At 61.5% G+C, this 11,409-nt stretch carries 10 protein-coding genes and 1 pseudogene; 6 read left to right on the forward strand and 5 right to left on the reverse strand.

Annotated features, from left to right (window positions below; translation table 11 throughout):
- Nucleotides 1-76: 76 nt before the first annotated feature.
- From ACEOAB_RS02360 to ACEOAB_RS02370, 3 genes are all read left to right on the forward strand, one after another.
- The gene (locus ACEOAB_RS02360) at nucleotides 77-1,021 is read left to right on the forward strand and encodes a LysR family transcriptional regulator (RefSeq protein ID WP_018907321.1); all 945 of its coding nucleotides are present in this window, start codon (nucleotides 77-79) and stop codon (nucleotides 1,019-1,021) included.
- A 290-nt stretch (nucleotides 1,022-1,311) separates the two neighbouring features.
- Complete coding sequence (gene gor / locus ACEOAB_RS02365; protein ID WP_413747852.1) at nucleotides 1,312-2,700, forward strand: glutathione-disulfide reductase; 1,389 nt, start codon at nucleotides 1,312-1,314, stop codon at nucleotides 2,698-2,700.
- A gap of 65 nt (nucleotides 2,701-2,765) precedes the next feature.
- On the forward strand, nucleotides 2,766-3,674 hold the full coding sequence (locus ACEOAB_RS02370; protein ID WP_027730219.1) for a LysR family transcriptional regulator: 909 nt from the start codon (nucleotides 2,766-2,768) through the stop codon (nucleotides 3,672-3,674).
- A 79-nt stretch (nucleotides 3,675-3,753) separates the two neighbouring features.
- Here ACEOAB_RS02370 and ACEOAB_RS02375 read toward each other — a convergent pair whose 3' ends face one another.
- The 5 genes from ACEOAB_RS02375 to ACEOAB_RS02395 all read right to left on the reverse strand — a co-directional run bounded on the left by ACEOAB_RS02375 (nucleotide 3,754) and on the right by ACEOAB_RS02395 (nucleotide 9,100).
- The gene (locus ACEOAB_RS02375; protein WP_021004317.1) at nucleotides 3,754-4,098 is read right to left on the reverse strand and encodes a carboxymuconolactone decarboxylase family protein; all 345 of its coding nucleotides are present in this window, start codon (nucleotides 4,096-4,098) and stop codon (nucleotides 3,754-3,756) included.
- Between the two features lie 117 nt (nucleotides 4,099-4,215).
- Entirely contained in the window at nucleotides 4,216-5,307 is a 1,092-nt protein-coding gene (locus tag ACEOAB_RS02380; RefSeq protein ID WP_027730218.1) for an alkene reductase, read from the reverse strand.
- A 26-nt stretch (nucleotides 5,308-5,333) separates the two neighbouring features.
- Nucleotides 5,334-5,948 carry a glutathione transferase GstA gene (gene gstA, locus ACEOAB_RS02385; RefSeq protein ID WP_028253984.1) on the reverse strand — a complete coding sequence of 205 codons (615 nt, stop codon included), beginning with the start codon at nucleotides 5,946-5,948 and terminating at the stop codon, nucleotides 5,334-5,336.
- 219 nt (nucleotides 5,949-6,167) lie between these two features.
- Nucleotides 6,168-7,043, reverse strand: coding sequence for a glutathione-dependent disulfide-bond oxidoreductase (gene yghU, locus ACEOAB_RS02390; protein WP_413747851.1), 876 nt, complete (start codon nucleotides 7,041-7,043; stop codon nucleotides 6,168-6,170).
- Nucleotides 7,044-8,179: 1,136 nt separating this feature from the next.
- Complete coding sequence (locus ACEOAB_RS02395; RefSeq protein WP_028253983.1) at nucleotides 8,180-9,100, reverse strand: LysR family transcriptional regulator; 921 nt, start codon at nucleotides 9,098-9,100, stop codon at nucleotides 8,180-8,182.
- Between the two features lie 163 nt (nucleotides 9,101-9,263).
- Between ACEOAB_RS02395 and ACEOAB_RS02400 the strand changes: the two genes are divergently transcribed.
- The 3 genes and pseudogenes from ACEOAB_RS02400 to ACEOAB_RS02410 all read left to right on the forward strand — a co-directional run.
- A complete protein-coding gene (locus ACEOAB_RS02400) occupies nucleotides 9,264-9,872 on the forward strand; it encodes an FMN-dependent NADH-azoreductase (RefSeq protein ID WP_028253982.1) in 609 nt (202 codons plus the stop codon).
- A 32-nt stretch (nucleotides 9,873-9,904) separates the two neighbouring features.
- A complete protein-coding gene (locus ACEOAB_RS02405) occupies nucleotides 9,905-10,492 on the forward strand; it encodes an NADPH-dependent F420 reductase (protein ID WP_028253981.1) in 588 nt (195 codons plus the stop codon).
- Nucleotides 10,493-10,923: 431 nt separating this feature from the next.
- Nucleotides 10,924-11,397, forward strand: a pseudogene (locus ACEOAB_RS02410) (type I restriction endonuclease subunit R); the annotation flags it as partial.
- Between the last annotated feature and the right edge of the window lie 12 nt (nucleotides 11,398-11,409).

Consider the following 11,409-nt stretch of genomic DNA (forward strand, 5'->3'; position numbering starts at 1 on the left):
AAAATGGAATTTCTCGCGGTGCAAGCCACACCTAGTTCCGTACCGTGCAATAGTGGCCCTACAAGGAGAGAAGCCCGTGGACCGCCTCCAGTCGATGCAGATCTTCGCCCGCGTGGTCGAAATGCACAGCTTCACTCGAGCTGCGGACAGCCTGTTCCTGCCCAAATCCCGGGTCACGCGAGCCGTGAAGGACTTGGAGAAGTTCTTGGGCGTGCGACTTTTGCAGCGGACCACGCGCCACATCAGCCTGACACCGGAAGGCACGCTGTACTTCGAGCAATGCAGGCGTTTGCTTGCGGACTTAGAAGGCGTCGAGTCCAGCTTCCCAGGACGAGCTGGGCAGCCTCGAGGCTGCCTGCGGGTCGACATGACGCTCTCGCTCGCGCGCTTGGTCGTCCTGCCTTGCATCAAGGACTTTCAGTCTCGCTTTCCGGAGGTCGAACTCACGCTGACGGCGTCTGACCGCACTGTGGAGCTCGTGCAGGAGGGTATCGATTGCGTCATTCGAGCGGGGACGCCCGAGGACTCCACCACACTCGTAGCAAAGCGCATCGGCTCGTTCGAATGGGTGACCTGCGCCTCGCCGGAATACCTGGCCCGTCACGGCACGCCAAAATCGCTGGAGGATCTGGCGAACCACGAGGCGGTTGGCTACCTGTCCAGCCGCACCGCGCGCACCTTGGATTGGAATTTCGAGTTGAATGGCGAGCACCGCAGCGTCAGGATGCGAGAACGTCTCATCGTCAACGATACGGATGCCTACGTGACATGCGGCCTCGAAGGCCTTGGGCTCATCCGTGCGGGGAGCTACATGGTGCGGCCCTACCTTCTGAGCGGCCGCCTTCGGCAGGTGCTCGCCGACTACGCGTCGCCGACTGTGCCGCTTTCGGTCCTATACCCCCAGAATCGTCAGTTGTCCCCGACCGTGCGAGCGTTCGCAGACTGGGTTGCAGAAGTCGTGCGCAGGGAGGAAGCCGGATGGCGGGTCGACTCCTACGAGTCCGCACGATGGCAAGCTTAGGCCCTGGATACCCTGACGCTCGGTTTCATATGTCTTGCGGCCGGTTGTGCACGCCGTTGTTCAGTCGCCTGAACATTCAATTCGTCGCCGGTGTCTTTATCGAGTTCTGGAACATGGTCAGAATTCGCGCTCAAGGTCGTGGGTGCGACGACGCTGTGTCGCTTGACGCTCAAGCCACTTGGCGGGGAAAGGACGCGGCGAAGCCCATGGGTCGATCACCAGACCGCCACGAAATTCGACGAGAGGGCGCTTTGCGCGCCTTCGCGCGTCAGTCAGAAAAGGAATCTTTCATGGCCGCGTATGACTACGATCTGTTCGTGATCGGAGGTGGCTCGGGCGGCGTGAGGGCCGGGCGTGTTGCTGCCGCGCTGGGCAAACGTGTCGCGATCGCGGAAGAGCACCGGTTCGGCGGCACCTGCGTCATTCGGGGCTGCGTTCCCAAGAAGCTTTTCGTGTACGCCTCCCAGTATCGCGAGCACTTCGAGGATGCTGCAGGGTACGGATGGAAAGTCAGCGAGACCACGTTCGACTGGGATACCTTGCTGGCCGCCAAGGACAAGGAAATCCTAAGACTCGAAGGCTTGTACCGGCGTGGGCTCGAGAGCAACGGCGCCCGGATCATCGACAGCCGCGCCGAGTTGGTCGACGCGCACACCGTGCGCCTGGTGCAGACCGGCCAGACCGTCACCGCCGACAGGATTGTCATTGCCACAGGCGGCACGCCGAACCCCCATGCAGCGCTCCCTGGCCATGAGCTGTGCATCTCGTCCAACGAAGCTTTCGATCTTCCGCAGCTGCCGCGCTCGATACTGATTGCCGGCGGCGGCTACATCGCGGTCGAGTTCGCCAATGTGTTCCAAGGCCTTGGTGTGGCTGTAACGCTCATCTACCGCGGCAAGGAGATCTTGTCGCGTTTCGATCACGACCTGCGCCAGGGCTTGCACAAAGCCATGGTCGACAAGGGCATCCGCATCGTTCTCACCGACTTCATGGAGAAGGTGGAACAGAAGGTTGACGGCAGTTTGTTGGTCAGAACGATGTGCGGCGAGTCGATCTCGGTCGACACCGTCATGCTGGCGCTCGGCCGCGAGCCGAACACGCAGGGGTTGGGCCTGGAAGCTGCCGGTGTGAAGGTGGATGGGCTTGGCGCGATCGTCGTGGACGATTACTCCCGCACAAATGTGCCCAACATATTTGCGCTGGGAGACGTCACCCACCGGGTGCAGCTGACACCCGTCGCCATCCATGAAGCCATGTGCTTCATTGAGACCGAGTACAAGAACAATCCGACCTCGCCCGATCACGACCTGATCCCCACGGCCGTTTTTTCGCAGCCGGAGATCGGCACGGTGGGCCTGTCGGAAGAAGAGGCCGCCAAGAAGTATCCCGAGATCGCGGTCTATCGCGCCGAGTTCCGCCCGATGAAGGCGACGCTCTCGGGCCGCACGGAAAAGATGCTCATGAAGCTCGTCGTCGACGCCGCAAGCCGCAAGGTGGTCGGCGCCCACATCCTCGGCCACGAGGCCGGCGAGATGGTGCAGTTGCTTGGCGTCTCCCTGAAGGCAGGGGTCACGAAGGATGATTTTGACCGGACCATGGCCGTCCATCCCACTGCGGCGGAAGAGCTCGTGACCATGTACCAGCCAAGCTATCGCATCAGGGGCGGCGTGCGCGTTTGAACCTTGATGGCTCGATTGCGCCTTGCTGCGCGGACTCCTGTCACCCGATTCGCTCAGGACCACGGATGAACAAATTTTTGGCGATGGAAGTGTTTGTCCAGGTCGTGGACACCGGCGGATTCACCCGCACGGCCGAGAACATGAAACTTCCCAAAGCGACGGTGTCAACCTTGATCCAGTCGCTGGAAGGTTCGCTGTCGGTCAAGCTTCTGAACCGGACCACCCGGCACGTCAGCGTCACCGCTGAAGGCGCCGCCTTCTACGAACGCTGCATGCGCATTCTCTCGGAGGTGCGCGAAGCCGAGGACTGCGTGTCTCAAACAAGGGGCAGCCCCGCGGGAAGGCTGCGTATCGACGCCCCCACCGGCCTGGCCAGCGAGGTGATCATTCCCGCGCTTCCCGACTTCGTCGAGCGGTATCCGGACATCCGGCTCGAACTGGGTTGCAGCGACCGGCAGGTGGACCTGGTCGAGGAAGGGGTAGATTGCGCGATTCGCGGAGGCCGTCGCCTGACCGATTCCAGCCTGATCGCGCGCCGCGTCGGCACGATGCACTACACCACTTGTGCCTCGCCGGCCTACCTCAAACGCCATGGCCGGCCCATGCATCCCAACGATCTGGTACACCACAGCTGCGTCAACTATTTCTCCGCACGTTCGGGCAAGATGTTCGATTGGTACTTTAAGAAGGACGGCGAGAAGATCCAGGTCGCCTTGTCCAGTCACATCGCATTGAGCGACAGCTATGCGTACACGGCTGCAGGCCTGGCCGGGTTGGGTATCGTCCAGATGGCAGACTTCCTGATGGCGCCTATGCTCAAAGACGGGCGGCTCGTATCCGTCCTGGACGACTGGACCAACGAACCACTGCCGATCCACGTGGTGTATCCGCAGAACCGCCACCTTTCGGCCAAGGTGCGTGTGTTCGTCGAGTGGGTAGCGCAACTGTTCTTGAACCACGCCACCATGCGCTGACGAAGGGCTGCCACCCGCCGGCACAGGCAAGATACTTGCGGCCACCGGGGACGAAGCCAAAGGCGCTTCCTGCAGCGGCTTACTTGCCGGGCAGTTGCTGGTACGTTTCGACCACGCGGGCCGAATACGTGAGCGCCGCTCCGGCGTTCATCGCAATGGCCACGCCCAGTGCCTCGGAAACTTCCTCGAGCGAGGCGCCAGCCTCCGCGGCCTTCTTGGTATGCACGGCGATGCAGCCATCGCAACGCGTGGTGACGGCGACGGCGAGGGAGATCAGTTCGTGGATCTTGGGCTCCAGATGGCCAGTTTTTGCGGCGGCGTTGTCCAGGGCCGCCATCCCGCGCATCACGTCGGGACTTTGCTTGGCGAAGTCGCCCACGCGCTCCAGCAGAGACGTCCGGTAGCCGTTCCAATCTTGCATCATGATCCTTGTTCCTTTTCTAGGGTTGTGGGTGCCGGCGCCAACCTGGCGTCCGGCGGGAATGGAAGAAATTTCGCTGTCCCAACTCACGGCGGGATGGCGCGGGTAGCGGCCAGTCGCTCAATCAAAGGCTTTGCTGCACATCAGCGTCTCGTAGTCGGTGTAGCCCTCAGCTCCCTGGCTGTAGTAGGTCGCCATCTCGTCCTTGGTCAACGGTGCGCCGTGGCGCAGGCGCCAGACCAGGTCAGGGTTGGCCAGGAAGGGACGCCCGAAGCTGATCGCATCGGCCAAGCCGCTGTCGAGGTCGGCCTTGGCGCGCGCCACGTCGTAGTCGCTGTTGAGCACCAGGGCGCCCTTGAAATGCCTGCGAATCTGAGGCGACAGTCGGGGGACGTCGGTTGCGCCAAATGTCCCGTCCGGGCCAGGCTCTCGCAACTCCAGGAAGGCGATACCGATAGCGTTCAGCATCTCCGCCGCGGCCGTGAACAGCGGCGCCGGGTTGCTGTCGTCCACGCCGTAGCTCTCGCCATTGGGGGACAGGCGCACGGCCGTGCGATCGGCGCCCACTTCGTCTGCAACGGCCTGCGTGACCAAGCGCAGCAACCGCACCCGGTTGTCGATGCTGCCGCCGTATTCGTCGGTCCGGGCGTTGGTTCCGTCCCGCAAGAATTGGTCGAGCAACTGGCCATTGGCGGCGTGGATCTGAACGCCGTCGAAGCCCGCGGCCATGGCGTTGCTTGCGGCGCTGACATAGTCGGAGATCAGGCTTGGGATTTCCTCAGTCGCCAGCGGTCTTGCGATTTCGAACGGCATCTTGCCTTCATAGGTGTGCGCATCTCCCGGCATGGCCGTGGCACTGGCCGATACAGGCTGACGGCCCGTCACGGCCGAGTGCGCCATGCGGCCCATGTGCCAAAGCTGCGCGAAGATGAGCCCGCCTTTGTCATGCACCGTCTGCGTGACGGGCATCCAGGCCTTGACCTGCTCAGAGGACCACAGTCCTGGTGCATAGGGCCAGCCAACGGCCTGGCGCGAAATGCCAGTGGCTTCTCCGATGATCAACCCGGCCGTGGCGCGCTGCGCGTAGTAGTCGGCCATGATCGGCGTCGGCACATGGTCGCGGGTGGCGCGCGCTCGGGTCAGCGGCGCCATGAAGGTGCGATTGGACGCGTTGAGCGCGCCCAGTGCGATGGGATCGAAAAGTGTCGGCATGAAGGTTCCTCGGGAGGGCTTGGATTTCAGTCGTTCGCCAGAAGGCCTTCAGCTTGCAAAGCCGCGCGCACACTGGCCCGTTGCTCCATGCGTGCCATGAACTTCTGGATGGAGGCGTAGCCGGTGATGTCGATCCTTACCCGCGACGGCCATGACAGGACGTTGTAGAGATACGCATCGGCGACCGAGAATTGCGCGCCCAGGACGTAGTCGTTCCGGGACAGGTGTTCGTCGATGTATTCGAACTTGCTGGTCAGGTTGCCATCCGAAAATCTTTTCTTCGTTACTTCATCGAGGAATGGCGAAAACATCACGGCCATGCCCTTGTGCAGATCGCTTGCCACGAAATTGAGCCACTCCAGCGCCGTGTAGCGCTCGCGGGTTCCGAAGGGTGGCAGGAGTTTGGCGGCCGGGTTCTTGTCTGCGATCCACTGCAGAATGACCGCCCCCTCGGTGAGCAGGTCGCCGTCGTCCATCTTCAGCACAGGGATGAAGCCCTTGGGCGATACCTTCAGGTAGTCGCCTTCGACCGTCGTCTTGGTTTTGAAGTCGACCTTGATCAGGTCGTACGCCTGTCCGGCCTCTCGCAGTGCGATTTGCGAAGCAAGCCCGCAAGAGCCAGGGGAGTAATACAGTTTCATAAAAAAAGCCTTGATGGTTGGAAAGCGCCGCTGGGTATGGCGGTCTGCTGGACTGGAAAATTGCCTAGATGCTTGGGGGCGCCGCGGGGATGTCCATGCGGCAGCTCCAAGGGCGAAGGCATCGCCCTGGGAGACACGGTTGAATCTTTGAGAGCCCGGACCAGGGCGCGCGACGCGTGCGGGTGGCGTGGTCGTGCAGCCTGGGGCTGGGAGCGCTGACTATTCGCCTTGCTGTATTGACTCGAAGTCCTTGGCGTCGTGGCGTTCGCGAAGGAAGGTGCCCGGCTCTCCGGCTACGCGGTTGACGACCCTGCCGCGCGCAACTGCGGGGCGAGTTGCTATCGCCCTGTACCAGCGCAGCAGATGCGTGTATTCCTCGACGGCCAGGAACTCGTGCGTGTTGTAGACGCCATAGAGGCTGCCCGGATACCACGGCCAGACCGCCATGTCCGCGATCGTGTACTGATCCCCAGCGAGGAACTCGTGCGTGGCCAGATGCGTGTCCAGCACATGCAGCTGCCGTTTGGTCTCCATCGCGTATCGGTCGATTGCATACTCGATCTTTAGCGGTGCATAGGCGTAGAAGTGGCCCAGTCCTCCGCCGACGAAGGGAGCCGAGCCCATCTGCCACATCAACCAGTTGAACGTCTCCGTCCGCGCCCGACCTTCGGTCGGTAGGAATGCGCCAAATCGTTCTGCAAGATGAACGAGGATGGAGCCGCTCTCGAAGACGCGCGTGACTGGATCCGTGGAGTGATCAACGAGCGCCGGTATCTTGCCATTGGGATTGATGCCCACGAAGCCGCTTCCGAATTGAGCGCCTTTGAAGATATCGATCAGCCACGCGTCGTATTCGGCGCCCGGATGCCCGGCCGCCAGAAGCTCCTCCAGCATGATTGTGATCTTCTGTCCGTTCGGGGTGCCCTGCGAGTACAGCTGCAGAGGATGCTTGCCGACTGGCAACTCCTTCTCGAACCTGGCGCCGGAAACCGGGCGGTTGATGCTACCGAACGTACCGCCATAGTTGTTCTTTGGGCCCCAGACTTTGGCTGGAACATAGTCGGCAGGTTGATTTTGAACTTTGGAATCGGTCATCGGTTGCTCCGTGTGAGACAGGAATTCGGAACTAGGCGATCCGAGGCGGAGAATTCAATGGGTGAGCATCTAGTGACTTTGCATACCTTGATCGTTGCGTTACTCAGAAGGGTCGCAGTCACTCTCGAGTTGCGTTGTCGGCACTGCCGGATCGGCCAATCACGAGCGCAGCAGGGCTGAAATTGAGATCTCCTCAATTCGAAACTTTTAAATACCTGCCAATGGACATTTAGCAGATTGACTGACTTCGCATCGCATGCAAAAAATTTTACAGAGACGGTTAAATGGATAAACCAGTTGAAGCCGAATTCACCGTTCAGCCGGCGGAACAGTGCTAATGGCTATGCGGCAGGCTTTCGATCTCGGTGCGCTGGTCTTGACTTCGTAGGGTGCCCTCCGTAGGTGCATAAGCATTCGCAGAACGCGCGGCGACCGCCTCAAGAGAAGCAGGATTTCGCAAAATGTGGGCGCCTTTGGCATCTCGAAGCTCGAGCGCCGAGCCGGGACTTGCGTCTGGCGAGCCTGCTTCGCGCCACTGCAGGCTGCGCCGGCATCGCGTTGCACGAATGCGAGATCTACTCGCTCTTCGAGGTATCCCGGTACCGAGACGCTCAAGCCGATGGTCGTGGCCGGATCCGTCGGAAGACCAGGATAGGGAGTTCGCGATTACAGGTTGAGTTCTCTGGTCATCGTATGCTGTTGGCTAGGACACGATTGATGAAATCATCGCTGGGTCTTTATGACAAGAGTGCGTGTTGCCGCCTGCGCGGCGGGCGGTGTTCCCCATTGGGCGGCTCACGCGCCAGGGCCAACGGTTTTTAACCAACCAACGGTAATTGGGTGTTTACGTGCCCGTGGTTATCGACGGTTGGGCGGTCCGCCTCATCGTTGGCGCTAAAGCGGCTTGTATCCGAAGCGTTTCGCTAGGGCAGGGAATTGCTCCCCAAGCCGACTTACGGAATGTCGCGCGCTAAACGGCCGCTTCAGACTGGGAGCGGTCGTTTGGCGCCGGACGATCAATGACGGTGAAGGGCATGAAGCGGTCTCTGGCCTCAGTCTGCGTCGTGACCGTTCTACAGAGAGATCAGACGCAAGTCTGGGCCACCACCGAGTCACGGCGTGAGCGTTTCAACAGGCTAAGTCTTTAACTCCATTGCGTCGTGCGCAAAGCGCGCCTTCAGGTCGTCGACGAACCACCTGGCCGCGGGTCCGGGCGGCTCCGAGGCGCGACGGAACGCCGCCATCGTCAGTGAAAAGCCGGCAGGCAGCATGTCCTCGACATCGAGTGAAACAAGCGCGCCGCTCGCAAGGTCGCCCTGCACCATGTGCATCGGCATGTTGCCCCAGCCCACGCCGTCCCTGAGAAATGCGTGCTTTGTGGAAAGGTCTGCCAATCTCCAGGTTGAAGCCGACTTGACGCCGAAGTCCCGGCCCGCGCTCAACTCCGACCGGTCAGTGAGAACGAGTTGGACGTGCTTGGACAATGCAGCCTTTGGAATTCTTCGCTTGAAGCTCGCCAGCGGGTGGTCAGGTGCGGCCACGGTGACCAAAGTCACCTGGCCAATGCTCTCGCTGCTCAGCGACGGAAACTCGACCGCCAGCGGCGCCAGTATTCCCAGGCTGCAGCGTCCGTCCAGCACCGGCTCGTATCCCGCACCCAGACCTTCCACGAACAACCTCAACGGCGTGAGCGGAAATCGGCTCACAAACGCCTTCGCAGCCGCACTGACGAGCGCCGTCGGAAAAAAGACGTCCACCACGACAGAGAGTTCCGCTTCCAACCCGGCAGACATCAACCTTGCGCGGGCCTTCATCGTGTCGACGCCGGACACGATGTTGCGTGCGTCCGCGAGCAAGAGAACGCCCTCAGGTGTCAGCTTGGGGTACCGGCCTGACCTGTCGAACAGCACGACTCCGATTTGGCCCTCCAGGCTGCTGACCCACCCGCTCACCGCGGACTGGACGCGATTGAGCCGCCGGGCCGCCGCCGAGAAGCTGCCTTCATCCACGGCCGCGATGAAGGTTCGCAGCTGGTCCAGGGACACGCCATCGAGCATTTGAACTCCTTCCATCTCCAGGGCAGATGGATTAAATCTCAATATACCGGCTTCTCAGAATGATGCTGTGTCTCCACCATTCAAGCCACGGGAAAAGACTTCCCGAGGCCCTGTACGCCGAAGCGGGCAGGTCGGACTTCTTCATCAATCTTTCGAGGCTCTCATGCAACTCCTTCATCTCGACTCCAGTGTGCTCGGCGGCGCGTCCGTCAGCAGGCAACTTTCCGCCGAACTCGTCGCGCGCCACCGCGCCCTGCACCCCGGCATCCAGGTCGTGTCCCGCGACCTGGCGGCCGACCCGGCGCTGCACCTCTCCGGCGCCCACATGGCCGCCTTCAACGGTGCAGCCACCGAAGACGCGACCATCACGGCGGATCTGGTCAAGGGCAACGCGTACATGGACGAACTCTTCGCGTCGGACATCCTCGTCATCGGCGCGCCCATGTACAACTTGTCGATTCCGACGCCACTCAAGGCTTGGATCGACCGTATCGCAGTCGCAGGCAAGACCTTCCGCTATACCGCCACCGGCCCCGAGGGCCTGCTGAAGGGCAAGAAGGCATTCATCGCCTCGGCGCGAGGGGGTGTGTATTCGGCTGGAAGCCCGGCGGCGGGTCTAGAACACCAGGAGAGCTACCTCATCGGCTTGCTTGCGTTCCTGGGAATCACCGACGTGACCGTTGTGCGAGCTGAAGGCATCGCCATGGGCCCCGAGGCCAAAAAGGCTGCCGTCGCAGAGGCGCTTGCCGACATCGCAGCCATCTCGGCCTAAGGCCTCAACGTTCAATCATTCAAGGAATTCTCATGACTTACGCCATCATCGGCTCAGGCAACGTCGGCTCGGCGCTTGCCCGACAGTTCGCACGCAGCGGCATCGCTGTCGGCGTCGCCAACACCCGCGGCCCCGACTCCATCGAAACCCTCGAGAAGGAACTCTCTGGCTACGTCACTGCATTGACATTGCAGGACGCGGTCAAGGCAGACGTGGTCATTCTCGCGGTGCCGTTCAGCGCACACGTCGATGTCGCCCGCGCTGGAGGGCAGTGGACCGACAAGATCGTGGTCGACGCCATGAACACCTACGGCGTTCCGCCGGAAGCGCTGAAAGGTCAGCCGTCCACGGTCGTGGTGGCTTCTGCCTTTCCTGGTGCACGCGTGGTCAAGACGTTCAATCAACTTCCGGCCAGGCTGCTTGCGATGAATCCGGTCGAGCAAGGAGGACGGCGGGTAATGTTCGTGGCCGGTGATGAGACGCAGGCCACCGCCGTCATCTCGAAGCTGGTCGGCGACCTGGGCTTTGCACCGATCGTCCTCGGGACACTCGCGGAGTCCGGTACCTTGCTGGACAAGGGCGGCGCGCTGGTTCTGCAGAACCTCATCAAGCAGGGGTGACGCTCGCTCGCGCTTGTGCTTGTGCTTGTGCTTGAGATCTTCGAATAGCTCATCGCATCACGGCACGTCCGACGACTGCGATGAGTCGCGAAGCAGTCATTCAAAAATCGGCGGCCAACGACCGTAGTCGCAGCACAGCTGTCCTTCGCGTACGCACGCTTCAGACTGGTTGCGGACGTTGGTCAACCGCGAGTCGAGCGACTGCTTCTGTGCTACTCGCCGTCCTTTCTGTGCCGTGCTGGCTAGCTTGCTGGACCTGCTTGAGGAGATGTGAGGCTGTGTCCTCACTAGCAAGGTTCCAGCGCCCGCGCTTCGGAAAGTGCAGGGGGCCTTTTAGGTGTAAGCGAGCTCGAACGCATGGGAGCGGAAAGCTGACACAGCCGCTTTCTCGTTCCGTTCAGGCAGAATGCCTATGACCCGGTGGAGGGGCCGTGAATAATAAGGCTCAGTCTGAAATCGACATCTGCGACAAGTTCATTCGCCCGGCCATTGAAGCGGCCGGATGGGAGGGCTCATCGCAGATCTACCGCGAGTACGCCCTGCGGGCGGGCCAGGTCGTCGTCCGCGGGCGCAAGGCTTGGCGGGACGATTCGACGGTTCTTCGCGCGGACTACGCGCTCTTTTTCAAGACCGAAATCCCATTGGCCGTCGTCCAAGCTAAGGACAACAACCACGCCATGGGCGCCGGGATGGCTCAAGCCATCAATTACGCCCAACTGCTCGACGTGCCGTTTAGCTTCGCCAGCAACGGTGACGGCTTCGTATTCCGCGACGCGACACTGTCCGATGGCGTGCTCGAGCGCAACCTGACCCTCGACGAGTTCCCGTCGCCAGCTGCTTTGTGGGCGCGCTACTGCGCCTGGAAGAGCTGGACGCGCGACATTCGCAGAGTCACCGAGCACGACTAGCCGTCAATC

The organism is Variovorax sp. Varisp53 (genome assembly GCF_059491555.1).

Excerpts from the sequence above, each read along its gene's own strand:
- ACEOAB_RS02380 (WP_027730218.1), bottom strand. The coding sequence starts at position 5,307 with ATGCCGACACTTTTCGATCCCATCGCACTGGGCGCGCTCAACGCGTCC.
- ACEOAB_RS02375 (WP_021004317.1), bottom strand. The coding sequence starts at position 4,098 with ATGATGCAAGATTGGAACGGCTACCGGACGTCTCTGCTGGAGCGCGTG.
- ACEOAB_RS02370 (WP_027730219.1), top strand. The coding sequence starts at position 2,766 with ATGAACAAATTTTTGGCGATGGAAGTGTTTGTCCAGGTCGTGGACACC.
- ACEOAB_RS02395 (WP_028253983.1), bottom strand. The coding sequence starts at position 9,100 with ATGCTCGATGGCGTGTCCCTGGACCAGCTGCGAACCTTCATCGCGGCC.
- ACEOAB_RS02405 (WP_028253981.1), top strand. The coding sequence starts at position 9,905 with ATGACTTACGCCATCATCGGCTCAGGCAACGTCGGCTCGGCGCTTGCC.
- gor (WP_413747852.1), top strand. The coding sequence starts at position 1,312 with ATGGCCGCGTATGACTACGATCTGTTCGTGATCGGAGGTGGCTCGGGC.
- ACEOAB_RS02400 (WP_028253982.1), top strand. The coding sequence starts at position 9,264 with ATGCAACTCCTTCATCTCGACTCCAGTGTGCTCGGCGGCGCGTCCGTC.
- yghU (WP_413747851.1), bottom strand. The coding sequence starts at position 7,043 with ATGACCGATTCCAAAGTTCAAAATCAACCTGCCGACTATGTTCCAGCC.
- gstA (WP_028253984.1), bottom strand. The coding sequence starts at position 5,948 with ATGAAACTGTATTACTCCCCTGGCTCTTGCGGGCTTGCTTCGCAAATC.